The sequence below is a fragment of the Sinorhizobium chiapasense genome, from assembly GCF_036488675.1.
In the GTDB taxonomy this organism is placed as follows: domain Bacteria; phylum Pseudomonadota; class Alphaproteobacteria; order Rhizobiales; family Rhizobiaceae; genus Sinorhizobium; species Sinorhizobium chiapasense.
In genome coordinates, this window is the sequence record NZ_CP133151.1 from 29,029 (window position 1) to 54,848 (window position 25,820).

19 protein-coding genes and 3 pseudogenes are annotated in these 25,820 nt (G+C 56.3%); 15 read left to right on the forward strand and 7 right to left on the reverse strand.

Annotation, left to right across the window (positions count from 1 at the left end; all coding sequences use genetic code 11):
* Nucleotides 1-11: 11 nt before the first annotated feature.
* The 4 genes from RB548_RS22865 (at nucleotide 12) to RB548_RS22880 (ending at nucleotide 3,444) form a co-directional block, all read left to right on the forward strand.
* On the forward strand, nucleotides 12-473 hold the full coding sequence (locus RB548_RS22865) for a papain-like cysteine protease family protein (protein WP_331375604.1): 462 nt from the start codon (nucleotides 12-14) through the stop codon (nucleotides 471-473).
* 374 nt (nucleotides 474-847) lie between these two features.
* Nucleotides 848-1,666 (forward strand): type IV toxin-antitoxin system AbiEi family antitoxin domain-containing protein, encoded by an 819-nt coding sequence (locus RB548_RS22870; RefSeq protein ID WP_331375605.1) that lies wholly within the window; start codon nucleotides 848-850, stop codon nucleotides 1,664-1,666.
* On the forward strand, nucleotides 1,656-2,576 hold the full coding sequence (locus RB548_RS22875) for a nucleotidyl transferase AbiEii/AbiGii toxin family protein (RefSeq protein WP_331375606.1): 921 nt from the start codon (nucleotides 1,656-1,658) through the stop codon (nucleotides 2,574-2,576). The genes RB548_RS22870 and RB548_RS22875 overlap by 11 nt, the downstream gene beginning before the upstream one ends.
* Before the next feature lie 22 nt (nucleotides 2,577-2,598).
* Nucleotides 2,599-3,444 (forward strand): hypothetical protein, encoded by an 846-nt coding sequence (locus RB548_RS22880; protein WP_331375607.1) that lies wholly within the window; start codon nucleotides 2,599-2,601, stop codon nucleotides 3,442-3,444.
* A gap of 208 nt (nucleotides 3,445-3,652) precedes the next feature.
* Here the strand turns inward: RB548_RS22880 and RB548_RS22885 are convergent, their stop codons facing one another.
* Together RB548_RS22885 and RB548_RS22890 are read right to left on the reverse strand one after the other, a co-directional pair.
* Nucleotides 3,653-6,388: a UvrD-helicase domain-containing protein gene (locus RB548_RS22885; protein WP_331375608.1), complete on the reverse strand. Its 2,736-nt coding sequence runs from the start codon at nucleotides 6,386-6,388 to the stop codon at nucleotides 3,653-3,655.
* Between the two features lie 25 nt (nucleotides 6,389-6,413).
* Nucleotides 6,414-7,799, reverse strand: a complete 1,386-nt coding sequence (locus tag RB548_RS22890; protein ID WP_331375748.1) for a hypothetical protein — start codon at nucleotides 7,797-7,799, stop codon at nucleotides 6,414-6,416.
* A gap of 558 nt (nucleotides 7,800-8,357) precedes the next feature.
* On the opposite strand from RB548_RS22890, the gene RB548_RS22895 reads away from it, so the two are divergent.
* Complete coding sequence (locus RB548_RS22895) at nucleotides 8,358-8,948, forward strand: DUF429 domain-containing protein (protein WP_331375609.1); 591 nt, start codon at nucleotides 8,358-8,360, stop codon at nucleotides 8,946-8,948.
* A 610-nt stretch (nucleotides 8,949-9,558) separates the two neighbouring features.
* Here RB548_RS22895 and RB548_RS22900 read toward each other — a convergent pair.
* The 4 genes and pseudogenes from RB548_RS22900 to RB548_RS22910 form a co-directional block, all read right to left on the reverse strand.
* Nucleotides 9,559-11,763 carry a KGGVGR-motif variant AAA ATPase gene (locus RB548_RS22900; protein WP_331375610.1) on the reverse strand — a complete coding sequence of 735 codons (2,205 nt, stop codon included), beginning with the start codon at nucleotides 11,761-11,763 and terminating at the stop codon, nucleotides 9,559-9,561.
* A gap of 1 nt (nucleotide 11,764) precedes the next feature.
* Nucleotides 11,765-12,085: a hypothetical protein gene (locus RB548_RS22905; RefSeq protein WP_331375611.1), complete on the reverse strand. Its 321-nt coding sequence runs from the start codon at nucleotides 12,083-12,085 to the stop codon at nucleotides 11,765-11,767.
* 45 nt (nucleotides 12,086-12,130) lie between these two features.
* Nucleotides 12,131-12,355 (reverse strand): annotated as a pseudogene (locus RB548_RS32230) (hypothetical protein); the annotation flags it as partial.
* Nucleotides 12,356-12,565: 210 nt separating this feature from the next.
* Entirely contained in the window at nucleotides 12,566-15,190 is a 2,625-nt protein-coding gene (locus RB548_RS22910; protein ID WP_331375612.1) for a patatin-like phospholipase domain-containing protein, read from the reverse strand.
* Between the two features lie 275 nt (nucleotides 15,191-15,465).
* Here RB548_RS22910 and RB548_RS22915 point away from each other — a divergent pair, with 275 nt between their 5' ends.
* The 8 genes from RB548_RS22915 (at nucleotide 15,466) to RB548_RS22950 (ending at nucleotide 23,266) form a co-directional block, all read left to right on the forward strand.
* A complete protein-coding gene (locus RB548_RS22915) occupies nucleotides 15,466-15,990 on the forward strand; it encodes a TIR domain-containing protein (protein ID WP_331375613.1) in 525 nt (174 codons plus the stop codon).
* A 5-nt stretch (nucleotides 15,991-15,995) separates the two neighbouring features.
* Nucleotides 15,996-16,589 carry a hypothetical protein gene (locus RB548_RS22920; protein WP_331375614.1) on the forward strand — a complete coding sequence of 198 codons (594 nt, stop codon included), beginning with the start codon at nucleotides 15,996-15,998 and terminating at the stop codon, nucleotides 16,587-16,589.
* 107 nt (nucleotides 16,590-16,696) lie between these two features.
* Nucleotides 16,697-17,737, forward strand: a complete 1,041-nt coding sequence (locus RB548_RS22925) for a toll/interleukin-1 receptor domain-containing protein (RefSeq protein ID WP_331375749.1) — start codon at nucleotides 16,697-16,699, stop codon at nucleotides 17,735-17,737.
* Between the two features lie 125 nt (nucleotides 17,738-17,862).
* Nucleotides 17,863-18,357, forward strand: a complete 495-nt coding sequence (locus tag RB548_RS22930) for a TIR domain-containing protein (protein WP_331375615.1) — start codon at nucleotides 17,863-17,865, stop codon at nucleotides 18,355-18,357.
* Complete coding sequence (locus tag RB548_RS22935) at nucleotides 18,357-19,007, forward strand: Nmad2 family putative nucleotide modification protein (RefSeq protein WP_331375616.1); 651 nt, start codon at nucleotides 18,357-18,359, stop codon at nucleotides 19,005-19,007. Before RB548_RS22930 ends, RB548_RS22935 begins: the two co-directional genes overlap by 1 nt.
* Before the next feature lie 607 nt (nucleotides 19,008-19,614).
* On the forward strand, nucleotides 19,615-21,213 hold the full coding sequence (locus tag RB548_RS22940; protein ID WP_331375617.1) for a thymidylate synthase: 1,599 nt from the start codon (nucleotides 19,615-19,617) through the stop codon (nucleotides 21,211-21,213).
* On the forward strand, nucleotides 21,210-22,160 hold the full coding sequence (locus RB548_RS22945; RefSeq protein WP_331375618.1) for a TylF/MycF/NovP-related O-methyltransferase: 951 nt from the start codon (nucleotides 21,210-21,212) through the stop codon (nucleotides 22,158-22,160). The genes RB548_RS22940 and RB548_RS22945 overlap by 4 nt, the downstream gene beginning before the upstream one ends.
* Nucleotides 22,157-23,266, forward strand: a complete 1,110-nt coding sequence (locus tag RB548_RS22950) for a nucleotide kinase domain-containing protein (protein WP_331375619.1) — start codon at nucleotides 22,157-22,159, stop codon at nucleotides 23,264-23,266. Before RB548_RS22945 ends, RB548_RS22950 begins: the two co-directional genes overlap by 4 nt.
* Before the next feature lie 507 nt (nucleotides 23,267-23,773).
* Here RB548_RS22950 and RB548_RS22955 read toward each other — a convergent pair.
* Nucleotides 23,774-24,192: pseudogene (locus tag RB548_RS22955) on the reverse strand (MucR family transcriptional regulator).
* 275 nt (nucleotides 24,193-24,467) lie between these two features.
* Here RB548_RS22955 and RB548_RS22960 point away from each other — a divergent pair.
* Nucleotides 24,468-24,962: pseudogene (locus RB548_RS22960) on the forward strand (3'-5' exonuclease); the annotation flags it as partial.
* 120 nt (nucleotides 24,963-25,082) lie between these two features.
* Nucleotides 25,083-25,688 (forward strand): hypothetical protein, encoded by a 606-nt coding sequence (locus RB548_RS22965; protein ID WP_331375620.1) that lies wholly within the window; start codon nucleotides 25,083-25,085, stop codon nucleotides 25,686-25,688.
* Nucleotides 25,689-25,820: the final 132 nt, after the last annotated feature.

Genomic DNA, 25,820 nt, shown 5'->3' on the forward strand with positions numbered 1-25,820 from the left:
AGAGGAAGTCCATGAGCGTGAACTATGAAGTTGCTGGGACAATCAACCCCGTCGATCAAAATGACGGCGCGCTATGTTGGCTTGCCACGACAGCGACGCTCCTGTCCTGGTCGCTCCTGAGACCAATGAGCCTACGGGAGACGGCCAACCACCTCGGATCACCGTTTAAGGACTATCTTACGAGCGGCGATGCGCTTCGAGCCGATGACATCCCGTTGTTTCTCCAGCGGTCCAAACTGATCAGCCTTCACGGCCAATCCCGAGATGCCAAGGCCTGGGAAGCGCTTCTCAAGGCGCACGGCCCTCTCGGCGTCGGGGTGGATGCAGACGATCCCGACAACTACATGGCGCATCTCGTCACGATCTATGGCATCTCAGGCGACGAGACCCCGGAAAAAACGAACGTGAAACTGATCGTGTGTATTTCAAGGCGGGCCCCTCTTCAGATATGGACGTTATTCGGGATGAAGTGACGAATGCTATGATGATCCAGGCGTTTACGGCTCTGGACGAGGAAGAGTAGGTATCGCGGTCGCCCGCACAGCTTAGCAACAAGCAATTTGAGTCAGCAGCTTGATCGTCTCCTTGAGGCTCCGGTTGGCGCACGTGGCGCCGGTTCCGCCCTGTCAAAAGAGAATGTTCCCTAGGCAGGACCCAATGCGTTGCCATCTGTGCACTTGTGCTCGTTAGGTAACTGAGTTCCGGGCATCGTAAGATGTGGTCCGATCGGGAGATGTCTTGTTTGATCCTTTGATGGATACGATATATGTGGCCTCAGAGTACTCGTTTTTCCAATTTGTCAAAGGGCACCTAGCCGACTCTTCAAGTTCGTGTAATAATGTGTACCATGAGTGCACAAAGAGAAGATAGATTAAAGGGCGTCTTGGACGCTGTCCCCGCTGGTTTTGTCGTAGACGCAGGCTGGCTTGCGAACCAAGGCGTCAGCCGCTTTCTCACCCGAAAGTACATAGTCAGCGGCTGGCTAGAGCGTGTTGAGCGCGGCGTGTTCCGTCGCCCGGCGCCGCAGTCGGCTCCGCTCGACTGGCAGACCTGCCTGCTCTCTCTCCAACATATCATGAGCTACAAGATCCATGCCGGCGGCATCACTGCCCTCGGCGAGCAGGGCTATCGCCATTACCTGCCTCTGGGCGCTCCTGCACCTGTGTGGCTCTATGGGGATGATATCCCGTCATGGCTACCGCGCCTGAAACTCGACGCACCCCTGACTACCCGCGGCACGTCTCTGTTCACTGACCCTGGTTTAGGCCTCACCGAGAACAAATCTGGCAACGCTCTTACGACGCCATGGGGCTGGGCGCTTCGGATGTCCTCCCCGGAGCGCGCCATACTGGAAGCTCTCGACGAACTGCCCGCTCACGAGAGCTTCCACAATCTCGACATGGTGTTTGAGGGGCTAGCCACACTCAGTCCGCGCCGCCTCACGGCACTGCTACAGAGCTGCCGAAAGATCAAGGTCAGGCGCCTGTTCTTTGTATTCGCGGACCGCCACAAGCATTCCTGGCGCGAACGCCTCGATCCCGATGACTTCAAGCTTGGAGCGGGCGACCGTGCCCTGGTGAAGGGCGGCAAGATCCACCCCCGCTATCGCATTATGGTTCCTTCGGAGTTCGTCGAAACCACAACGGGAGTTGCCGATGGCCCGTGAACCCTATGCCACCCAGGTCGCGCTGCTGGTGCGGCTTCTCCCCTTCATATCCGCGGAGAAGGTTTTCGCGCTAAAGGGCGGAACCGCGATCAATCTGTTTTATCGCGACATGCCGAGGCTCTCAGTCGACATCGACCTGACCTACTTGCCGGTCCGCGACCGTGTTGGGAGCCTGGCCGAGATCGATGAAGCGCTGGATCGCATTACCGCTGCCGCCAACGGCGGTATTGCGGGGCTTGACGCCCGCCGCATCACCGGCGGCGGTGGGGGTGCCACCCGCATCCGCGCCCGGCTCGGCAGCGCCGAAGTCAAGATCGAAACTTCGCCCGTCACACGTGGAGTCGTCCACGACCCCGAGCCACGGGGTGTCTCGCCCGCGGTCGAAGATGAATTCGGATACGCGTCTATTCAGGTCGTATCATTCGAAGACCTATTCGGCGGAAAGCTCCATGCAGCGGTCGATCGCCAGCATCCGCGTGATCTCTTCGACGTCAAACTGCTCTACGACAATGAAGGGCTGACCGATGCGCTTTTTCGTACGTTTCTAGTTTACGTCTCCAGTTCGCCGCGCCCGGCGCATGAACTGCTCTCACCGAGCCTCAGTCCTCTGGACGAACCCTATGCCTTGGAGTTTGTCGGGATGACGACCATCCCAGTCGCTCTCGATGACCTCGCGACGACAAGAGACCGGCTTATCGCAGATATCCGCGCTCGCCTTGCTGACAAGAGCACGCAGAAGTTTTTGCTGAGCCTTCATGACGGCGCGCCGGATTTTGACGCTATCGGCCTGCCGCAGGCGGCCGCACTCCCGGCGGTCCAATGGAAACTCTTGAACCTGCGTAGACTCATTGCGGAAAATCCCGAAAAGCATGCCGCGCAAAGGGCCGATCTGGAGCAGCTCTTTGCATGACGATACGAAAAGAGGGTAGATCATGAAAATGGAAGGGTCCTGGAGGTTCGACTCACCGGGAGCGTTGCCGCGAGAAGCCGTAATCGAATTCGACACACTCGTAGGAAAGGTGGCGGCACAGGGTAACAGATGGGCCATCCTCGAACACTTCAAACGGTATTTCGCGGGCGCTTGCGGCAGTACAGCTAACCGTAGCTCGTCCGAGAGCTGGGCGGAGTCCGACCTCAACAATCTTATTTGGCAGGCGGCCGATAATGCGCCACTTTTTATCGAAGCTTTTTATGAGGGCTGCGAGGCGCTACGCGGCGACGACTTTACTATCCCGGAGGTGGGGCGCATCAATCGCATCCTCGCGGACCACCAGGCCGGCTTCGAGATCAGGCTGCCCGCCATTGTCGCGGTCGGAATTCATGAGCCGGTACCTGTGCCCGAGCGCTATCAATCGCTCGATCAGCAGGCGCAGGACCTTGTCCAACAGTCGTTCCGCGACTCTGAGCGGTTGCTTTCCGAGGGGCATCCGCGGCAGGCTGTGCAGGAGATATTATGGCTGATGGAGTCGGTGCTTACTGCATTTAAGGGCCTGAGCACCGGTGAAGCCACGATCGAAGCGAAGTACTTCAACAAGATCGCCATCGAACTCCGGACAAAGATGAAGGGACAGACCATCGAACAGGTACTGACTTGGCTAACCACACTGCACGGTTACTTGTCGTCACCGACCGGGGGCGGCGTTCGCCACGGCGTTGACCTCAGGAGCGGGATCACCATCAATGCAGATGAAGGCCGCCTTTACTGCAATCTGATCCGCAGCTATGTGACCTTCCTGATAGCAGAACACGAACGTTTGAGCCGTACTGTTCCGGGCTAGCTTCCCCCACGCTCGCCATAACGCTCGTCCGAGCGACCTTTGGAAATTCGGGGACGAAGCGTCGGTAGTTAAACGATCGTTCTGACAAGGGTGATCAACATCGACACGTGCAACTACGTCTATGATTTCCTTATCGCAGTTTCTCAGACGCAGCGGTTCGGTTCCCATCACGACCTTGCTGACATTAACGCCCGAGGGGCAGGCCGGTTCAGTAGGTCGTCTGGGTATGATCGCATGCAGGATACTGATTGCATCCTATAAACCGACTATTGTTACGGGCTTTCTTCGCGACAAGCTGTCCGACGCGGCATTTGGGACATTGATGTAGAGGATCGCCATCGATGGTTTCGAACCGCAGATTGTCGCCGGCGATTTCGGACAGTTCGCGGATATATCTGGACGGCTCGCGGCTATTGGTGAGTAGGAACACAGCACGACTTGCGCGCGTCAACGCAACGTAGAAGAGGCGACGCTCCTCGGCAAATGCAAACGTCTCCGGTTGCGGCATGACCAGATTGAGCAGTTCGTCATCCTCGATCCGGCTTGGCACTCCGTAGTCGCCTTCGCTGACATCGAGCAGAATCGTGTAGTCGGCCTCCAGCCCCTTTGCGCGATGAAATGACAGTCCCGAAACCTCGATATGCTCGAATTTTGGCGGTGCCGCCTTCAAAGGATCGAGTTGGTTATAGCGCCACAACACCATGACCTTGAGCTTATGGTGCTCGTCGCTCCGCCATTGCCCCGCAATCCCCTCAAGGAAGGTATCGAGGCGCTTCAGCAATCGCAGGCAGGCTTGAGCGAAATCTGGCTTGCTCCCTTCACCATTGACCGGAATGACCCGGATCGATCGTGGGATGGGGGGCCTCGTCGAGCGCACCGACTTTTTCAGTTGAGCGGCATTGCGTTGGACGAAGCTGGCGGCTGTCTCGGCAATCAGCTGGTTACAACGATAGGTTTGCTCCAGCCGGCCTTGCCAGCTTGTCCCGAAATTCGCCTCGAACTGCGTAAAGATCGTTATGTCCGATCCGGCGAAGCGGTAAATCGACTGCCAGTCGTCGCCGACGGCAAAGACCTTCGTGAACGGCTTCTGGTACTTCAGCGCCTTGATTAGTTTCGCGCGCGGCTCCGAAATATCCTGGAACTCGTCGACGAGGATCAAGGAATAGGGGCTCTGATACCGTCCGGTCTCCACAAGTTGCGTTGCATTGGCGATCATCGAGTCGAAGTCGATGCGATTGCTTTCTTCGAGATTGCGGGAATAGGTTTCGGTGATCTTCCAGACGACCTGTGCAAACTCCCTGGCGCGGGTCCGGTCGTGGAGCGATTTGGCCCGCTCAAGCAGCATGTCCAGAGTGAGGTGGCTGGCGCGGATGTGTTTGATGCAGATGGCAATCAGCTTGTGATAGTGCTTGATGACAACAGGCTCGAGGGCTTTGACGATCGCCGTGTAGCTTTTTCGTTCGAACGGAATGCGCCGTGTTGTAAGCTCTGCCTTGAGTTCCGCAATCAGCGTTCCATTGTTCGCCTGTGCCGAGGTGGTTTGAAAGACGTTCATCCCGGCCTTTCGGTAGGCGGCCATCTTGTTTTCGGCATGGGTGACATAGTCTGTGAAGGGTGACGAACCATCGGCATTGATAGCTAGGTGCTCGTGGATCGTCTTGCTGGCGGGGTAATAGAAGTCCGGATGGGCGTACCGGATCTGCCCGTTTTCCTCTTCGATCGGGATCTGACGTTCGTACTCGAACTCGACGGAATTGAGCCACAGCCAGTTGACGATTCTCTGCTCCTGTAGCGACTTCACATAGATGCCGGCCATCGTGCCGATGGTCGCATTGCCGTCTCGGCGGCGCACCGACAGGTAGCGCTCATAGTCTTCCTTGGAGCCGAACATCTGGGCCGGGATGTCCGCCTTGGGATGAAGGACGAGGAGGTTGACCCAGAGTTCTGCGAATTCCGGATCCGATCGCAGCAGTTCGCCAATGATCTGCTCGATGACTTTCGCTTCGCCGGCGGGGTGTTCAACCCAGTCGGCAAGCTGTGGCGGCCGTCCTTCGATCTCCCGGATGATACCGAGACCGAGCGCATGAAACGTGGTCACTTTGCATTCCGGATTTCCCGGATCGATCGCGAGCTGCCTGCGTATCCGTTCTTTCAGCTCGTCGGCGGCGCTCTTGTTGAAGGCGAGCACGAGAATCTCTTCTGGCCGATAGAGCTGCTTGTCGACGACATAGGTGACCTTGCCGACCATCGTGGCGGATTTTCCCGATCCGGCTGAGGCGACCAAGAGATTGTTGTCCTCCAGGCGAATGCATGCCTCACGTTGTTGGTCGGACAGTGATCGGCCATCCAGATTGTCGAAGAACGAGCGATATCTCGACAGTTCTGCCGAAACGAACGCGTCATTGTATCTATGACGCACATCCGGATCGGTGATGAAGGCGAGGGACGGGGGGAGTGCTGCTTTCAGCGCGGCCGGCATCAGTTCCAGATCGAACAGAGGATGCGAGAGCGCTGCGGCGGCGTCACCGATTACGCCCGCAATGACCCGGCCGAGGTCGGCTTGGGCCAGATATTGTCGGTTACCCTCAATGATCGCCCGCAATTTGGTATCCACCTCGCTCAATCGACTGATGTCTGCGCCGATCAATGCGAAGAGGTGGTTGTTGATGAAGCTGTGAAGATCGGCCGCCAACCGTGTGGCGGCTTCTTCTCCAAGGCAGGACAGGTTATCGATCCGATCGCGCGACCGGACTTCGACGGTGTGCCACAGCAATGCCTTGCTGACGGAAATGGCGACGACATCCAGACAGGGAAGTTTAACAGCGTCGCCGACTTCAAGACGTATGGATGCGGGCGAGGACGCGGTCAGCGTCATCTTCCATTTTCCTTGAGGAAGGAACCGTGCAAAAAATCCAGGCCGGTATGTTCGAACGCGATCAGACATCAGGGCTCACGCACTACCAGCAAATTCAGTCCGGCAGCCATGCGCAATCGACCCATTCCCGTTCGTAGCGCTTTGCAAAATCCCGCATCTCCCGCGCATTGGCCTCGGGTGTCAGGCAAGCGCGGGCGCAAGTCGTGACCACGTCGCGATAAAAGGCCGGCGAAACCGGCCGGATGCCCTCGTAGTTCATGATCAAGTCGGGAAGGCGTTCCGTGATCGCCTCGCCACGGGGCGCCATGACAAGGGTCGGCGGTGTCCCAACCGCATTGATCAAGACGTATCTCCAGCTCGGGTCGGCCTGTCCCCGGGCGGGAACGAGTTCGCAAGGACAGGCATCACCGCCGCCGGAAATCTCCTGATAGATCGCTTCGATTGCTTGGGCTTTCCTTGCGATTAGAACGTAAGGCCCGGCAGGCGTGTAGCCGCCCATCCGCTCGTCGTATTCGATGCCCAATAGACGTTCGAGGTCGAAGCGCGCCGACCGGTCGAGGGTGGAACGCTCCGAGATGAACCACTGGAGCTGGCGCAGGGTGATTCCAGCGGCCGCAGCGATCTCCTTCGGCGGATGGGTCCAGCAGGCGACCAGGTTCTTGGCGATTTCCGCTACGTTGTCATACTCGTCGTAGGCCGGGATGTCGTCATCGTCATCGACGTCTTCCGATGGGTCCTCTCCCGAATACAGCCACATCCTGCCGGTAAATCCGTCGTGTTTGAAATAGCGCGGCCGGTCGGGTGGGAGTGAGGTTTCCCAGGACGACAGCCATGGACCGGCTTCCCACTCGACGTTATCGGGAAGAATGTCTGCCGGGGGTCGCATCGGCAGTTCCAGCCACCGCTCGATGTTGTCCTCGAGTTTTCGATTGCTAAGCCCGCGAGGACCGCTGCCTGCCCGCCAATCGTGATCGTCATGTGCATCACGACAAAGGGCTTCGACGGACGTGGCCACAGACAGATCGACCGGATTATGCCGTTTCGATAACCACAGGGAGGCATCGTGAGCCGAGCGTAACGATGCCGGAGCCGCTTTGTCCTTGGGGTCGGCAACCTCAAGCCGGATGCCGATCTTAGCAATATCCGCCGCCAATGATGGGTCGGCCCGTTCCACGTAGCGGTTCACACGCAAAACATCTGGCAGTCCGCGCAAACCCTCGGCGTTTCTCCATGCCGTCAGCAGCACTTCGCGCAATGATTTGCGCTTCTCCATCGTGGAGAACGTCAACCAGCGGATTGGCAGGCCGGCAACGGTGAGCCCGTAAAGTACGATGGGGCCTAGCCCATGCCGTTTGGCGTCCGCCAGTCGTATCGGATCGCGGACAGCCACAATGCCGTGTTGAGGGTGGTGGAACAGGAATTTCGCGGTTGAGACATAAAAATGATGTTCTCGGATCGGCTGTTGCGCCTGATTGTTCATGGCTGTTCTCAAAATCGTCAAATCGTTGTTCGGCATCCTACGATTTCGACGTCAGTACCCAAAGTAGTTCTTTGCTTTGAATAGTGCTTGTCTGCAGTTCCTCCACCGCAGTGCGACGTGCACCCGATCGGGGCGTCGTTGCTTGAGCCTATGCCCATGCGTATTGTGCGCCGGCCATGCCGCAATCGGATCGGAATACAATGACCTCGCAACTCGACTTCTTTGCAGCTGCTGTTTTGCCGGCTACCACGAAGGTGGCCAAGCCGCAGGCTGTTGCTGGAAGAGGGCAAGGCCGCTTCGATCGCAGAGGCGCGGCTCTCCTTGCCGCAACCGGGAAAATCGCTGGCGCTCCTGTCGACTTTGTTGCCGTGGATATGCCCCTTTCTCTCGAGCCGATCACAGCGCGGCGAGTTTCGGACAATCTGGTTTCGGCTGCCTATGGCGCCCGCCATTGCAGCACGTACACCCCGAGCGCGATCAGGCCCGGCAAGATCAGCGACGATCTGAGGGGCGGTTTCGAACGTTTACGGATATGGACTGCTGACGAAAGAGGTGGGCGTGCCGGGCCTGTTGGAAGTCTATCCGCATCCGGCCTTGGTCGAACTGATGCGCACCGAAAAACGGCTTCCTTGCAAGCAGGGCGAGACCCGCGATTACTGGCCAATGGAAACCCCTGCCAACCGGCGCACCAAACTCTTCGAAACCTGGCGGGTGATCGTCGCCGGCCTCGACCAGGAAGTACCGGGCGCCTCTGAGGTTTTGCAGCTACCTCCGCTCGAGGCTCCGTCATGGCAGTTGAAGGCGTTTGAAGACATGCTCGATGCGGTCATCTGCGCCTGGGGCGGGATATGCGTCTTCGAGGGAAGCGCCGTGCAGCACGGTGACGACACCTCAGCGATCTGGATCCCCGGGCAGAGCTTCTGGCGTCGCAGGGGGGCCGGCCGTGATCGGATTCCTGCGGCAATGGATCGAACACCGGCGAGCGATCCGCCGTCGTCGGAAGACGCCAAGCGGCTTGCTGCAGCTGACCCGGTCAACGCCTACTACGAGGCGCAGCGAAGAGCCGCCCGCAGCCGGGCGAACGGTGATCTCGGAGAACACTGGCACTGGGCGCCAGCGAAGTGGCCCGCATCGAACCGCATGCCGTAATGGACTTTGAGGTCGTCAAGGCGATTGCCGATCAGGAAACTACCGGTCGCCGCTGAACACGTTTTTGGTACTTCGCGGTCAGTAAATCATCCAGTATTTTCAAACGTCTGGTGAACATAACAGGGGCGTTGGTTCGACTCCTTTCAAGACCACAGGTTCAAATCCTGCCCTCGCAACCAATTTCAACATAACTCGATCGCCATCCCTGTCTAACCGATGGGATATTTTTTAAGCCGGCAAGTCGCCTGCCGTCATCGTGACTGTAAGACCCAAAACTGCTGTTTGTTGGTCGCGTAGATGTTGGAAGCAGCCGAAAGTACGTTGTAGGCGTCTTCCCATCAAGTCAGAGCTTGCGATAATAGAATTATGTATAATACTCCGCATGTCTTCGAATATATACGCGCAATACAATGATTATCGATACTGGAAACCTATCGATAGTGAAGGGACGCGGAAAGTAGCGTCCGAATGACGGAAGCATTATGTCTCTTCGCTTCTGTTTGTGAAATTTAAGGCGTTAATACATACGGTTAACGCGATGTAAATTTGAGCAACTGCTGCTATGCTGCCGCGATGTAGCGAGGCAAGTTGGGTGCCAAGTGACGAAAAATCAGAAAGGCCCGGTGGCGGTTGGATGAAGGCGACCTTGTAGAGCTACAAGGGCATCGCCACCAAGCTGGAGAGCTCGTTCAATGCTGGCGCTTGCAACACTGTCGCCGTGTATCGCGGCATTCGCGATCGGCCAGAAATCGCGGAGGAGTGCAAACGTTGGGAGCAGCGTGGGATCGAGTTTGACTAGGTTCTCTGCCAGTTCACGTGACGACTGAAATCTTGCTGATTGGTTTTTGTTCAGAGCACCCTGAACGATGCGCTTGCCTAAGTTTTGGAGCGTCCGATCAATCTCGCTTCTCAAAACGACGAGCTTCTCAATGTGCGAGGTAACCTTCTCATACTCGACGAGAGTTGTTCTGCCCTCGATAAAGCGCACCGTAGCGCGGAATACACTACCTAGGCGATCTTCCAGAATGAATGGCTGATCGACAGCAAAGTCCACGGGCTGCCGTTTTCCACCGTCTATGGCTATATTCTCCGCGTAAAGATAGGTGCGGTCGAGCGTGTCCATTACTGGATTCAATCGGCCTTCAAGTCCAGGGATGTGACCGGTCGAGTGCAGAATTGACGAGCCTGCACCACTTCGTCGTTCTAATCGAACGCGCAGCTCTTTACTTGTATCAAAGGCGGTGATGATCCTCGGAAGATAAGACGAGTGCGCGAGAAGAAGGCGATATAGGCGTGCCGTCCTGAGTTCAATATCGGCATGGCCCGCGCTGTCCGACTTCGTTGTTACCGTAGTTCCGTTGTCCGCGATTGCGCACATTTCGACGCCGGCTATTGGTATGTTGCCCTCTGCAGTGAAGTGTGCCCGAATAATTTGGGCATCTGCGCTTGCAGTCTTGGTTGGGCGAATAAGCTGAATAACTTTATCAGCCGCGGCATCTGCATCGTCGCTTAGATCATAAAACTGGAAGTGCCGAATGAGTGGCGGCAGATCCTCGACGTCTACATTACCGATCCGAAAGGGTATGAGCATCCGGGGCGATTCATCCGAGGCAGATTGTCGAAGGAAGGTTCGCGTCTCTGCATCCAAAACACGATTCGGCTTGCTCCCGGGACCGAGTAGCAAAACGAAGTGGTGCGCGGTGGCGACGTCCTCTGCGTTGCGATTAGGCCAGTGCTCACCTGCCTTAAGCCGTTCACTAGAACGCACCTTTAAGCCACTGCTTTGGAGAGCGTGTTCAAGTCTGAGCGCGATTGAGCGAGACTCTACCGAATAACTGAGGAATATCGAGACTTCGTCAGGATCGCGAGCGATGCGTCTGGCTGCTCCGACAAACTCGTCGCGAGATGCGACGAGCAATCGTGTCTGGCCCAGTTTATGCGCGAGAAGTGCCGCGATATTCTCGAGGGCAAAATTAATGCTCGACTGATCCGAGCTAGGATCTTCGACCACGGAGATCTTTTCGCCGAAACTCCAAAACGGCACGTAAGGGATTGTTGTCGCAGGGACAAGTTTATCGATAGGGACGTCCTGACCGGCCCACCCCGCGTAAAACTCCTGCAACTCAGTAACAAACCGCTCACGCCACTCCTGAGAGATGCGATGCTCCACTTGCGCCTCAAACCGTGCAGGGATTGGAAGGGTTAGGAGCCGCGACCGATCGAGAGCAATATCATTCCTAATCTTAACCGCCCGACGTGCTACCGTGGACGCGCCAATGACGCTCTGTTCATTCGCCGTGAAAAGGAATGCTAGAACGTCGGGGAGCTGGGCCGTGATCACACCCGAAAAATCAGTGACCCCAGTTCGCGCGTCAACAAGAATGAAATCATAGATTTCCCGGAACTCGTCAAACATAGTCTCAAGAGCTTCACCAAGACCTTTCTTGTACAGCCGGTCCCAATTTAGCTGCTGAACACGTCGGGTATATTGAGCATCGGCAAGCCCAGATTTTATTAGCTCAACGCCGGGGAGAGCTCCGGGATCGAGAGGGCAGATTAGTTCTCGCCAAAGAAGCGGAACTTGGGCGCGCTTGTCGAAATCTTGGAAAAGCTCGACGAGTCCTTTCCTGGACGAGAGTTGTTTATCCAGACCGTAGGGCCGGAAATAAGCCTCGAGGCCTGGCGCTTCCAAGTCCCAATCGATGCATAGGACGCGAAATCCCCAACGACCAAGCAGCGCTGCAACATTAACGAGGGCGAACGAGCGCCCTACGCCGCCTTTGTACGAGTAAAATGTAACGACCGACCCACGCATCTCAGAGCCTCGGCAATTTCAGGCGGGGATTGCCTTGAGCGGCTTGCTGTACGTCTGCGAGAGGAAAATCCGGCTCCCAAGCTGGCGCGCTGTTGAGACGAGTTTCCACTTCCTCTGCGATAGCGCGCACGGCGTCGTCGAAGTGCATATAGGATTCCGTATCTCGAAAGCTGTCGTAAGGATAGGCAAACTGGCTCAGGTTCCTCGCTTGAACTCGTTGGGCTCTGTCGTCGAAGTTCTTTCCGTCCGAGTAAACGACCGGATAAACAAGCCACGGCGCGTCAGGAGTGCCAGCGGCACGATAGCGGTTCTCGCGAGCCATCATGCTTTCCCATTCGGCGATACACCAGGGTGAGCGAAAATACGGCGGTGTCCAAATCGCGACCATTATTTTGCTACGCTGGATAGCGGATCTGATGTTGTCCGGCCAATCAACTCCAGTTGGCTGAGCCGTATCAACAAAAATTCTGGGCTCGTCGGGTAGAAGTCCATCTAGATGGCCATGGAGAACGGGAAGGAAGTGCTTGTCTACCCAGGGCTGAACATTTCGAGCGCGGGGGTAACTCAGAAAGACATCCCATTCGTAACTCACGTCAGCCCCATCAACTGAGATAAAATCGCCACAACTTTAGCGCCCCCATCGACCACGGCTTGGGATCGTCGTCAAGGTTTCCCGCTGGTGCTCCAAAATTAGCTTCTCTAGAAAGAAGTGAGAAGAAATCTATCGCGACGCAATCAATTTTGGGTTCGCTTAAAAGTTCTGACATGCACGAACGGCGACGTTCGACGAGCGTTCTCAACTTCAGCCGGGGCTCTGATCAAGGAAGCTTTTCCCCAAACCGTAGAACCAATTTTCCAAAAGAACATCGCTGGTATCAGCAAGCCCGGTAATCGCAGGCAAAAACATCTTGTCCCCGACGTGTTCGCCCAACGCGCGGTAGGCTTCGAACTGAACCTCCGTGAAAAATTGATTTGCTGTAGGATGATGAGGGAACGCGGGTTCGTCAAATTTGTAGCGACGTATGAACTCTCCTTCGTTGCCTGTAAGTGAGAGCTTCAGATAAATCATATACCCAATTTGCTCATGTTGATCGCCTGAGCCCGCTGGATACCTAATTCGGCAGAATCTAAAATGCGATCGACTGAGGCCCTTTTCACTTAGCCGGAGGTCTTCGAGGTTGGCCTCGATTACTATGCCGTGGTCGATGTACGCCAGGCGCTGCAGGTTGGTGAGGGCATGAAAAGTCATCTGGCTGTCGTTTTCACCATCGATGGCGACAATGAAGCGACAGCGGCGTCGCAATAGTTCGTACACCCCGAGGTTCTCGATGTGACCGCCGTCAGAGATGTTAACGAATGCCCCGTTTTCGCTCGCGGAAGCCAATAGCTCCTTCTGCAGATTCCAGAGGTTGGGATAGCGTCGAAGAGTCCCTCCTATAGAGGGCCTACGCAGCCATAGATTTAGTCTTATGTTCATAACTGTTAACCAGAAGCTGCCATAGCGGCTGGTCCTGAGCCCCATCTGAGGTGATACGGCAGCGCCGGATAGTGCCATAGCGGTCGCCAGATCAAGCTGTGGATTCTTGCTTTCCCAATCCGCTATGGGGAAGTGACCAATTAGATTTGCTCCAGCCGACACGGGGGTAAAGGAAAACAAATCGGCGTGGCGGCCACGCATTTCGGGCATTTTCGAGCCAGGAACGTTTAGGGCACAGTTTATGATAGGAAACATCGCGCGCGGGGCGGAAAATGCACTGAGTTTAATCGGGAGCGTCGGTTGCGCGTGCTTATCCAGCAGGAATGCTTGTAAAAGCTTGGTCCGATAATAATGGTGGAGGGAGGTGCTGTTCGCGTTGAACAACACAAACAAGACAAGCCCCACGGCGAGCAACGATATCATAACCTTCAGGGCCGTGATCTCATCCAGTCCGCTAAAAACTTGGAAAGCAAATCCTTCGCAAAGGAAAACAAAAACGACTGTGAGCCCCGTCATCAATAATGGTCGGATTCGGCTGAAGCCGATGAAGAGAGCAGCGGCGATCGAGAAGACTGCTCCGAAAATCAAAAAGAAAACAAACGCGAAGCCGGTTAGACGCGTCTCATCGGGTACTAGCCACTCTCGAAGTAAAGTGGCTACGGCGTTCGCCGCCTGCAGTCCCGCCCAAATTGGCGGAACGAGCAGAAGCGCGCATACCCATGCGTTTATCTTATTGAATAGGTTTAGCCATTGATGCCCGAATGTTCGAGAGACCGGCAGCACTAGTGCCCAGGCGAAGAATGCAATGATGAAGGCTAATGCCACAGAGGCTCGTCGATCAGGTGTTAAGGCGTAATTCAAGAGAATCTGAATGTATGCCAGTATCGAGATCAGGAGCACGCACATCAAAACGTTGATGAATATTCCTTGTGCCTGAGCCATCGCGACTGCAAAGCGTTCCCACGGACCGGCAGACAGGAAGCTGGCGCCGTGGCGAATGCGCTGTAGTAAAAGAGACTCGCCTTCCTCCCGCTTGAATGGGAGGTCTGATGATCGGAGCGTAAGAGCAGATTTCTCATCGGGCGGCGACCCAAGTAACTGCGTCAGGAACGAGCTGATGTACCCGCCCCCGGATACTGACGATAAATAATCGAACTGTGTTAGGAGGTTTCTTTTCGACAAGGAAACGAGAACGCCCATCGCAAACGTTGCGCTTCTAATTCCGCCGCCAGAGAGCGCGATTCCTGAGGCCCAATCGTTGTCGCCTATTCCATAGAAGGTGCGTCTTTCCTTTATGAAAGCTGCTTCCGCCGTCTTCAGTTTCTCAAGCCTGGTGGCTTCATCCTGAGTACGGGGGCGGGCCACCGCCACGGAGGAAGGTTCGCCCATGGGCTTCCAAGAGACCGGTTTCGTCATCTCCCTCATGACTGCCGCATCTGCCGGCCTGCCTGTCACCGGAACGGAATAACACTCGCTCTCGGTGATTTTCGCAAGAACGTCATCCAAAGCAATTAGGCGTCTTTGCAGGTCAACGAGTTCGGCGCGGAATATATCGCTGCTGTCAAGCGCACGGAGCTCCCCCGTCTTAGCTCTTACATGCCATTTTGCGGTGAAGGGCCGCACAAATGTGTTTAGAACGTGCCAAACGATTGTCTCAAAGGTTGGCGCCTCCGGAGCGCTCCTGGTGAGTTCTCGAGCCACGGCGAATAGGCTAAACACGCTTTCAAGTGCCCGCTCTTCGCTGCCTTCATTGTAGCCTAACGGATGGGTCGCCACGCGTGAAACAAGCTCTATGTGAAGCGCGTGCGCTGCGCCGAGCTCGGATGTTTTCACGTCCCACACTCGATCGCCGTATGCTTCAAAGAAATGGTCATCAAAGAGTAAGTTCTGTCCCTCCCACCGGGACAATGCAGTCCGCCACGGAAGTTTCTCACTTTCTTTGTCTTTCATGGGTCGTTCCAGAAAATCGATGAGTGTTTGCGGGGCCAAGCCCATAAAAATATGAATCCATCAGGTTGTTCAACTACTACTTGCTGCGGTCAGGGCGCCTCCTCCTCGGAGGAACCAGCTCTTCTCCATAGAGTCCCGCTTCGTCAGGAAAGCGCCTCTTCATCTCCCATTGGCTGCGGTTCAGCTACTGCGATTACCGAAGAATGTACAAGTTAGCGTTGCAATGCGCCTATTGGAATGCTTGAATATTTAACTTTAGGATGAAAGAGAGCATTATGGTTTCTTGGAACAATATTATTTCGGAAACTCCGGTCCGTCGTAAGGTTTTCATCAGCTATTATCACGGAGGTGACCAACGATACTACGAAGATTTTTCCAATTCATTCGGGAAGTCTTACGAGGTATTCTCGGATAGATCGTTAGATAGAGCGCGTGACAGTGGCGACCCGGAATACATAATTCGTTATATACGTGAAAACCATCTTTCAGGGTCGTCAACACTCATTGTGTTGTGCGGCTTGCAAACCGCTTATCGCAAGTACGTGGATTGGGAGATTGCAGCGGGTCTCCGGCGGGAAATGGCCCTTGTTGGCATCAAGCTGCCCAGCCTGCCGGTCGTAAACGATGCGTCCAGCAAGCCAGCTCGCCTTCAGGATAATATTGACAGTGGATATGCAGAATGGATCTGGTGGGAAAACGCTCAAGACGTAAACGCCTTGCGTGGCTGCATTGAGAGGGCCAACGGGCGACGGAAAGCACTGATTCAAAATTTCCGGCCACGAATGGTGAGAAACGGCTAGTCGAAATGGCATATCTTTCCGAGTCTTACGTACGGAATGCTGCAGCGACGGCAAGGACGTCTGCAAAAAAAACAGCGACCGAGATGTTGCGCGACGCCACAGCAGCAGCTTCCCCTCGCGAGCGCTTTGATGTCTTTGTTTCTCATTCAATCAAGGATGCAGAGATCGTGCTGGGGGCCAAGTCGATATTGGAGCGATCTGGCTTGTCCGTCTATGTTGATTGGATTGTGGATCCACATCTTGATCGCACGAGAGTCTCTGGTACGACTGCAAAACGTCTCCGCGAGCGAATGAGACAATGCTGCTCGCTAATGTATTTGCACTCGCGGTATTCAACCGTCTCGCGCTGGATGCCCTGGGAGCTAGGCTTTTTCGACGGAGTCAACGGGAATGTCGCTGTTCTCCCGGTGGTGCCGGATGCAGGAAGTCTTAGTTTTGCGGAACAAGAGTACCTGGAAATCTATCCTAAGGTGGATTTTATCAATCTCGACAAGGCGAAACATTCGCCTTTCATAAACAAGACCAAACAACTCGGGTTGGGCTCGTGGAAATCGCTGTCAGAATGGATCATGAGCAATGACAAGCTGACGTCGGCTTGAACGGGTATGTGAGTCGTTGCAATGGAAGCCGCGGTGAGCGCTTTGCCAATGTGATACCGCGATGTATGACAGCATGCGATCAACTGGTGGGGATTGTCGTGAAAATCATGGTCATTGGCGGCACGACCGTCTCCAAAGACGACGCTGAATATGCTTCCGAGCTTTTGATTCTGAATTCTTCGATGGACCAATTGGGTGGTGACATCGTGATGCGAGGACATGAGCTAGTAGCATGCAGTCCATTTCCAGGGTCCGCTGATCTGCCGGCGATGCGAGGCGCCACTAAACGTCTAGAGGCCTTTCCAAGGAAGGGTCCTTCTATCGAAATTCATAGCCCGCGCGATAGCGCTATTGCCTCTCAGGTCGACGACCTGACAAAAGCACTTGGTCCTCGTCATTTCAGATCATTTAGTCACCCCGCCCCGACTGGACCAGACCAGAAGATCCATTGGGAATATAGCTGGTTGTTGTCACAGCTCTCCGCGTTAGACGATAGTCATGCAGTAATCGCGGTTGGAGGAAAGCACTCCGGTCCGGCGAGTTTGCTGCTTACTCTGGCGGTTGCCAAGTCTAAGAAAATTTTGCCGCTAACATTTCTCGGCGGCGTGGCCGGACAGATGTGTGAGAGCCTCAGGTGGCAGCTCGACGATTTGTTAGATGGTCGCGTAGCATCATTGTCGCAACCGACCGCTATTGAGGCAGCCGTCGAGCTGATCGAACAACTTGCCAGTCGGGAGAGTCGAACCAAAGAGGGAGACCCACCGCGGTTCTTCTTGAGCTATCCACGATCCCGCCCTCAGGAAGCCGATTTTATTGAAATGACGTTGAGGCGACGGCAACTGAACGTCTATCGAGATGAAAGTAATTTCGCAGCAGGGCGAGATTTGCCCCACGAGATTTCAGAGCATATCGAGCGTTCAGATGTCTTCATCGCAGTGTGGTGCAGGGAGTACGCGTGCAGCCCTTGGTGCAGCGATGAATTCGAGGCCGCTCTAGAACGTCACCGAGAGGGAAGAACGGAACTTTGGGTATTTTGTGTCGACGAGACGCGGATGGTTCCACGAGCCGCGCGATCTCTTGTCACTTATCCGGCTTCTACACGCGAGGAAATCGAGCGACACGTGCTTACTCTCTTGGAGCGTCGTTAGTCGTTTGGCCGTTGCGCCCAGCCGCTTGTCGTCAATAACATACGGTGAACGAAGCTGGTACTGAGGATTGAAAGTTTGCTGCTGATCCCGGTATAGTGGTGCACCCACAGCAAAGGTACTCGCCGATGGCAAATCGACGTCATGTCTTCATCAGTCACCATCATGCGGACGACGCGTCTGTAACAGGCCTCACACGTTTGCTAGCGCGCTCAGGCTATGAAATCCGCAACAGTTCGATTCGAGCGAAGCCGGCCAACCAACGCCGCCTGGACGAGGGCCGCATTCCTGAACGTACTCTGAAACGCTTGTTGCGTATGAAAATGTCGTGGGCTTCGACCGTCGTCGTTCTCATTGGCAAGGACACCCACAAGCGACCTTGGGTGAATTGGGAAATCACCAAGGCAAACGAGCTGGGCAAGAGAATCGTCGGCGTCTACGAGCGCGGCGGAACGGAAAACGATATTCCTGAGGCCTTCGCAGACTATGGAGACGCCCTTGTGGGCTGGAACTCGGCCAACGTGATTGACGCCATAGAAGGAAGGGTCGATGCCTTCGAGAGGCCGGACGGCTCGGAGCGCCCCCCTGGTGAGAGCTTTCCTCGAAGTGGCTGCGCCGCCTGATGGCAAGCGTATATCTGTACGCGGTAAGCTATGATTTAGGCTTTGCACCCAACCCTTTCGGCGGGCTGTGCACCCTCGCGTGCTGCAAGCCCAATATCCGCGCGAAGGCTCAGGCAGACGATTGGGTTATCGGCATGACGGGTGTCAAGACCAAGCCAGCCCTGCGCTGTGTCTTCGCGATGGTTGTCTCGGGGGCGACGACTTTTGACGACTATTGGACGGCGCCGGAGTACCAGTCGCGGCGCCCAGTACGCAACGGGACGCCCAAGAAACTCGTCGGAGACAACATATATCATCGCGACTCTAGGGCGTCGCCATGGCTCCAGGAAAACTCGGTCCACAGCAAGCTCGATGGCACGCAATGCCCGCTCAACACCGCGCACGATACTCGCATTAACAGGGTTCTCCTGTCGGATCTGTTCGTCTATTTCGGTGCCTCGGCTCCCGCAATGCCACAAGCGATCCGCGATGCGATCGGTTACTCAAAGAACTCTAGGGACTACCGCCGTTTCGACGCAGCCAAGGTCAAGCCACTCCTCGATTGGCTCGAGCCCCAGGTCGTTGCACAACGCAACAAGGTTCTCGCTCCGCCCATCGATTTCGTCTCGAGCTCCAAGCGATATTCACCTACCCTTCAACGCATGATCTGATCGGGCTCCGTGGCCTGCTTCTCACTGCGAAGATAGAAGTAGTCTTGTACTCACCGGAGGTCGTGATCTCATCTGCCTGCTTCAAAAAGACGGCGCGGTCAGCGTGCCAGACTGCCCGGCGCCGAGAACCCAGTCACCGACAATGGCCTTCCTGCGTGTCTCCGGCTTGCAGCTTGCCGGGCCCCAGTCCTTGTAAAGGGTGGGGCGCGAAGCAATGGTCCCACCGCACCACGTATGAAAACAGCATCTTCCTTAGCTCGCCGCTCTCGCAGTTTGTGGTTTCCGGGATGGTTCCTGATGCGTCGCCTTCTGGCCAAGCGCCGATCACTTGTTTCCGGTCTCTTGGTGGCGTGATCAACGACTGCAAAGTACTCAACAGCCTCTGCTTGGTATTCCAACAGGTCCGTCTTGTCCTCGGAGAGCAAAATTCCACCTGTGATCACGAGCTTTCTCTTGATACGTTCAATTTTCTGTTCATGCACCAGAACCGGACCGACCTAAGTCTTTACTTTTTTAAAGTCCATCCTCAACCTGCGATAATACATTCTAGTGATTCTTCGCGTTTTTAGCCCCAGGTCCCGACCCTAATCATAATGCCGGAACAGACATGCCTGCCTACAGGAACATCAGTTATGCCGTAGTCGGCAGTGTGGGGGACTTGCTGCGCGACGGCGCCGACGTGGTGGTCAAGGACACGCTGACCAAAGAGCTGATCGCCAGAAATACCAGGCTAGAGCGCCCCCTGGAGCGCTACCTTTTCGTGCCACGGCGTCATCATGACATTACCTCGCAGTTTGCTGAGAGCATGTGGGTGCTCGCCGGCCGGAATGACATCGGCTGGCTGCAGAAATACCTGCGTCGGGCGCCCAACTTTTCCGATGATGGCCACACTTGGCGCGGCGCATACGGCCCACGCTTGCGTCAATGGGCCGGCATCGACCAGATCGACGCCGTGCGCAAGCTTTTGCTGGCCGACCGGGAGAGCCGCCAGGCGGTGATGGTGCTATTCGATCCTGCCCTCGACTTTCAGCCATCCAAGGACATTCCCTGCAACAACTGGCTTGGCTGGATTATCCGGGACAACCAGCTCCACATGTCGGCGGCGCTGCGCAGCAACGACGTCTGGTGGGGGTTTTCAGGCGCGAACGCCTTCGAGTGGAGCATCTTGCACGAGTTGCTGGCCTTCTGGGTAGGAGCCGGCGTCGGTCGGGCCGACTATCTCGCGATGTCCTTTCACCTGTACAAGGCGCATTTCGATCGTGGCGAACAAGCCGTGGCCGCCTTCCACGGACTAACGCCGTACGAGTTCGGCCTGCAGCGCACCTCGTTCTCCACCCCGTGGGAAGCGTTCCAAGACAAGCTCCAGCACTGGTTTTACCTCGAGCGCCAAATATCGGAGCAACCGGATGTCCCCTTGGGAGCCTTCGGCGAAGTCGGCGACCCCCTGCTCGATAGCGGCCTGACTATCGTCCACGTCGCCCAGGCGTACGAACGGTGGGGGGAGGAACGCCTGGCGCACGAATTGGCCACCCTCCCTGCATGTGACTATGTTGCTGCCCTGTACGAAAAATACGCCCGGATTTTTCCTGGTCTCCTCGCGACGATTCAGCAGAAGCCGATTGGGGACTTCTTCGCCGCGCAGGCCCGCAGTAGCATTGATCTTCTTACCGACTTCAAGATTGCAGTCAAAAAACTGCATGTGAACAAAGACCGCGCGTATGGAGGCGCATGGAAAAAGCGAGGAGAATTGGTCAGCATCCAACCCAACATTGCTCGAAAGGTTGACCGGCTGGTCACACTCTTCGCCACAGGGCACAGCCTTACCGGCGAATCTGCCTTGGATACGGCCATCGACCTCGTCGTATATGTCGAGAAGTACCGGCTCTTCCTCGCGGAGAACCTGCCTCCGGGTATGCTGATACCCGTGGACGCCTCGCTGCCGCTGAGCGACTGTGAGGAGAATTTCAACACACTGCTCGATCAGCTTGACCTAACGCCGGGCGGCCGTCTGCTCGCCGATGTGGTTGCCGACGTGAGTTCAGCTTTCGAAGCGTGCTGGCGGGAGGCCCAGAGCGGCGCAGCCGTGGCGAGAAAACTGGAGCTGGCCAGCACTCTCTCACGCTACACCGCTGAGCTCCTCGCCCTCCTCGTCCAGGGCGACAAAAAGTCCGTAGCCGTGTTCCTCCAGTCTGGATCATCCGCATGAGCCCCGAAGACCTTGCGAAACTGAAGCTAAAGCTGCATGAGGCAATCACCGGGCTCCCACCCGGCTCGCGGGTGGCGATTACGGGCTGGTCACCTGCCGCCATCGAGCTTGCAGCAGACCCGGCGTTCGCTTCTGGCAGCGCCGAACTGATCGGCATCTTCGCAGCACAGGCCGGCGGGAGGGTCCTTTCGCTGTCGGACTTACCCGCCCACACTCCAGATATCGTTGCCATTGCCGAAGACGCCGGAAAGGAGATAATCCTTGAGGAGATCGCGCGGACACTACCGGCGAATACCAAAATTGTAATTGGCGGCTTCTCGCACTTTGAGTTTCACGACGACGTCTTCGACAAGATTCGGCGTGACCTGTTCGTCCCGTCGTTCGCCAACGGCTACCGACATTGCCTCGTTCACATCTACCAATGTCTGCAGAACGCCCACCGCCGTGGCATCAAGGGCTGCGTCGCGGAATTCGGCATGTTCAAGGGCGGAACCACGATGCTCATTTCTCGCTTTATCGACGCGATCGGAGCGGACTGGAAGGTTTACGGCTTCGACACCTTTAACGGCTTTCCCAACAAGCGCAGCCCGCTTGACATGTACGCTCACCCGGATTGCGTTTTTCTCGATGTCGAAATGGTTCGCGGAGTATTCGCCGGACGGAATGTGGAGGTGGTTGCTGGTGACGTGGTAGACACCGTAACGCGCTTGAACGGGGAGCAGCTCGTGCTTTCTTTCGTGGATACCGACAATTTCACGTCGGCGGAGGCCATCATTCGTGTCATAGCGGACCGAACCCAAATCGGCGGCGCGATCATTTTCGACCATTGGACGGGCCATGATCGCCACATTGACACGATTGGGGAAAGAATAGCCGCAAAAAGGCTCACGGCGGACTCCCGATACTTCAACCTGCATGGCACCGGTGTATTCTTGAGGCAGATATGAACCAGTCCCCGAAACACTTCGTTCGGCGCTCCCCTCCCCAGATGCGGAAAGGGGTCTATGAACTTTACTGGACTTTCGCCTCGCGGCGTCAGGCTGCCTTCGAGGCCCGGTTGAACGGTCAGAGCCAGCCGTGGACTACCGACCCGATCCTGCAGGTCTACAAATTCTGCAACGTATTCCGTGCGGCTGACCGTGTGTCGCAGTACATGATTAGCGACGTGGCCTACCGCCAGGACGCTGAGACGACCGCGCGCGACAGGGTGTTCCAGATCACTGCCTTCCGGACGTTCAGTAACATCGCGACCTGGGAATCCGTCACCGACGAACTCGACGGAGCGCCGCGCCTTGACCACCTGCGATCGGGCGCGTTCGAACGGGCGCTTGATCGGGTCAAGTCCCAAAACGGGGGACTGTATACCGGCGCATTCATCCTCTGCGCGAACAAGGCGTTTGGGTTCGACGAGAAGCACCGTAACCATGTCGCCCTGTTCAAGCACATGTTCCTCGAAAATGCCTGTGCGGAGCGTGTGCTGCAAGCACCGTCGCTCGAAGCTGTGGTGGAACTACTGCAGAGCTTCCCGCTGATGGGTCCCTTCATGGCCTACCAGACGGCCATCGACCTCAATTACTCGGAGCTGCTCGAATTCAGCGAAAACGACTATACCCAAGCGGGTCCGGGCGCCCTGCGGGGATTGAAAAAGGCCTTTATTGATCTCGGCGACTTCAGCCCGGCAGACACGATCCTCTGGATGGTGGATCGCCAGGAGGAGGAATTCCGACGCCTGGAGCTCCCCTTTAGCGGCCTGTTCGGGCGGGCGCTTCACGGGATCGACTGCCAGGGCCTGTTCTGCGAACTCGATAAGTATTGTCGAGAGGCGGTTCCCACGCTGGCGAGTGCGCGAAGCAGGATTAAGGCGAAGTATTCTGGTACCGAAGGAGACATCGAGCTGTTCTTCCCCCCTAAGTGGCAGCTCGGATCCCCAGGAGTGCTACCAGCATCCCAGTCCGCCACGCATATTAGGCAGGGCAAGCGAACGCCACTCCGGATGACCAAACCTGCCAAAGCTGATCGAGAGGCCTTTGCGATATCCGACCTGTTTGCATAGGCGTGCATTAAACGACCGATCGAGCACAAATCGACGTCCTCAGAATAGGCGCGAGTTACGAGGTCCGCAGCTACTCCAAGATTAACAGTGACGGCTTCCCGAAGTGAACATCGAAATCGTCCATTTGATGAGTGCCTAAGCGGAAGAGCCTCTTTTGAAAGCCGCGCTGCCGGTCGGCAGGATGCTCCGCGTCGTTTGCTCTTGGGGATGTATCCAGTTAGCCTAAAACAACAGGATTGGAGGCGCGATGCTGCCGTTCAGACTTAAGCGAGGACGTCGCCTTAGGGGCGGACAGAACCGTGCTCCAACGGGCCCGCTATGGCTTGTTGCTGTGATGTTCACGTTTTGGGCTTCCAAAATCGCATAATGTATCGTCTGGAACGCTCTAAAGCTGCAGGGGAAATGCCGCTGACTCGCAACCTGATGGCGATGTCGCGTATATGGATCTGGGCCGTCGTGCACTGTCGCAACGGACGGGCAGCTGTTTTTTTGGGGCTCAGCGAGAGTTCAGTCCGATTTTCTCGCGAGCGGCAGGTGGCGGCTCTCGCGCTGATGCCGCTGGTTCTTGCCTAGGCCGGATGCGCGCGCAAGCTCGGAACGTTGCTGAGCATAGCTTGCAGCAATCATCGGGTAGTCGGCGGGAGATCCCACTTCTCACGATATTGCTCCGGAGTGAGGCCGTACTTTGCCATCAGGTGGCGTCTCAGGGATTTGAACTTTTCACCATCCTCCAGGCAGATGATGAAATCGGCTGTTACCGACTTCTTGATCGAAACGGCGGGGCGCTGTTCTTCAACGACCGGTCCAGCCTGGTGTCGCGGAGACGTGCCGCTCAGCGAGGAATACGTCTGCTGGATAAGATTGGACAAATCGCCGGCAGGAACGACATTGTGGCTTAGATGAGCCGCGACGATCCGGCTTGTCAGCTCTAGCTTCCGCTCCTCATTGCTCGAACGCGATTCGCTTTCCTGTCGACTAGGCCGCTTCGCTCAACGTCAGGTATTTCGGTCGGAACGACGGCGTTGTCGCTATTGCGGTGTTTTTTTCAACAGATTTCCGGGCATTTTGGTTTGTGGGTCCTGTTCTGCCGACCTCATACGTTGCCAGAGTCTCCCTCGGTTTCTATCCTGATGCATGATCCGCACCCTACCGGTGCGCCGAAGCCCGAGGACACTGGAGGCCGATGGCATCTCAACTAGACATGTTTCCCTCGCCGCGTGAGCCAGGCGATGACGTCGTTGTGAAGCTGCCACCGCCCCTGAGGCTGCGGGAGCGGAGGCGACTAGATGACGAAAGCATGGCCCGGCTTCTGGAGGAGAGCGGCAGCTATCGCGTGCTTCGCAAGCTTGTCGGCCGCCAGATCGTCAATATGCCGCGGCCGGGATTTCCTCGCATGGGCGTGATCGTTGACACCGAGACGACGGGCCTCGACCACAGCAAGGACAAGATCATCGAAATCGGCGCAGTCGCCTTCACCTTTAACGACGAGGGCCATATCGGCGACGTCACAGGTGTTTATGGCGGCCTGCAGCAGCCAACTGTCCCGATCCCCCCTGAAATCACTCGCCTCACAGGAATCACCGACGAGATGGTTGCCGGGCAGATGATCGACGTCGGGTCGCTTCGAGCGCTGCTCGACCCGGCCGACCTCGTGATCGCCCACAATGCCGGCTTCGATCGTCCGTTCTGCGAGGCGCAGGCCGTGGCATGCAGGTTGCGCAGGCTCGTTACCGCGATGGTGGCGCCGTCTCGAAAGGCGTGAGGAAGCAACAGCTGCAGCAGGATCACGGTCCGGCTTGCTCAAGGTTGGAAGACTATGAAATCACCATGGAAATTTCTTGCCCAATTGACGTCGCGGCGACCATCGGCGAAGGCGCAAGAGAGTTCGATCGGGAATGACACCGATCCCAGGGCTCTCGAGAGCGAAGTGGAGCACACGTCCGCACTGCCGCCCAATTCGACGGTAGCCGCCAGCCCACCTGCTCACGATGAGGACGTCTCGGTTGATCAAGGGCCGGTCGCATCGGACAGGGCAAAAGGCGAGGACGACGGCGCGCGGGCATTAGAGCTGCCGATCGATGCTGAAGAGGCTCAAACAGCTGCGCGTCATGAAGCTGACCAGATGGGTGCCGAAGCGAATTCGTTGGCGCCAAGAAGCACGGCAAGCACAAAGCAGCAAAGCAAACCGCGGATCAAGCGTCGGGAACATGCGAAGAGAGCCAACGCCCGCGTGGCTGCGCAAAGCGCTGTCGCCTCAAAGGATCATCAAAGCCTGCAACTTTCGTCTTCACGGGATTTGTTCTTCCATGAAGTGGCAATACTCGACGAAGAAGTCAAAAGGCTGAGGACCCAACTCGCGCAAAAGCTTCATCTGCAGAACGTTCAGCTTAAGAAGATGCTTGAGCGATTCGAAGTTTCATGAGCCTGGCGGTGCTCCCGACAAGCGCGCACCTGCGTCATCTTTGCTCGGCAACGCCCTCACCAAATTGAATGAGTTCGAGAGCCTGCTGAGCAGGCGGCCATCAATCGAACACGCTGAGCGTATATTCGCGGC

Excerpts from the sequence above, each read along its gene's own strand:
- RB548_RS22930 (WP_331375615.1), top strand. The coding sequence starts at position 17,863 with ATGGCAAATCGACGTCATGTCTTCATCAGTCACCATCATGCGGACGAC.
- RB548_RS22940 (WP_331375617.1), top strand. The coding sequence starts at position 19,615 with ATGCCTGCCTACAGGAACATCAGTTATGCCGTAGTCGGCAGTGTGGGG.
- RB548_RS22945 (WP_331375618.1), top strand. The coding sequence starts at position 21,210 with ATGAGCCCCGAAGACCTTGCGAAACTGAAGCTAAAGCTGCATGAGGCA.
- RB548_RS22910 (WP_331375612.1), bottom strand. The coding sequence starts at position 15,190 with ATGAAAGACAAAGAAAGTGAGAAACTTCCGTGGCGGACTGCATTGTCC.
- RB548_RS22915 (WP_331375613.1), top strand. The coding sequence starts at position 15,466 with ATGGTTTCTTGGAACAATATTATTTCGGAAACTCCGGTCCGTCGTAAG.
- RB548_RS22925 (WP_331375749.1), top strand. The coding sequence starts at position 16,697 with ATGGTCATTGGCGGCACGACCGTCTCCAAAGACGACGCTGAATATGCT.
- RB548_RS22905 (WP_331375611.1), bottom strand. The coding sequence starts at position 12,085 with ATGGCTCGCGAGAACCGCTATCGTGCCGCTGGCACTCCTGACGCGCCG.
- RB548_RS22865 (WP_331375604.1), top strand. The coding sequence starts at position 12 with ATGAGCGTGAACTATGAAGTTGCTGGGACAATCAACCCCGTCGATCAA.
- RB548_RS22965 (WP_331375620.1), top strand. The coding sequence starts at position 25,083 with ATGAAATCACCATGGAAATTTCTTGCCCAATTGACGTCGCGGCGACCA.
- RB548_RS22880 (WP_331375607.1), top strand. The coding sequence starts at position 2,599 with ATGAAAATGGAAGGGTCCTGGAGGTTCGACTCACCGGGAGCGTTGCCG.
- RB548_RS22950 (WP_331375619.1), top strand. The coding sequence starts at position 22,157 with ATGAACCAGTCCCCGAAACACTTCGTTCGGCGCTCCCCTCCCCAGATG.
- RB548_RS22920 (WP_331375614.1), top strand. The coding sequence starts at position 15,996 with ATGGCATATCTTTCCGAGTCTTACGTACGGAATGCTGCAGCGACGGCA.
- RB548_RS22875 (WP_331375606.1), top strand. The coding sequence starts at position 1,656 with ATGGCCCGTGAACCCTATGCCACCCAGGTCGCGCTGCTGGTGCGGCTT.
- RB548_RS22870 (WP_331375605.1), top strand. The coding sequence starts at position 848 with ATGAGTGCACAAAGAGAAGATAGATTAAAGGGCGTCTTGGACGCTGTC.
- RB548_RS22935 (WP_331375616.1), top strand. The coding sequence starts at position 18,357 with ATGGCAAGCGTATATCTGTACGCGGTAAGCTATGATTTAGGCTTTGCA.
- RB548_RS22900 (WP_331375610.1), bottom strand. The coding sequence starts at position 11,763 with ATGCGTGGGTCGGTCGTTACATTTTACTCGTACAAAGGCGGCGTAGGG.
- RB548_RS22890 (WP_331375748.1), bottom strand. The coding sequence starts at position 7,799 with ATGAACAATCAGGCGCAACAGCCGATCCGAGAACATCATTTTTATGTC.
- RB548_RS22885 (WP_331375608.1), bottom strand. The coding sequence starts at position 6,388 with ATGTCTGATCGCGTTCGAACATACCGGCCTGGATTTTTTGCACGGTTC.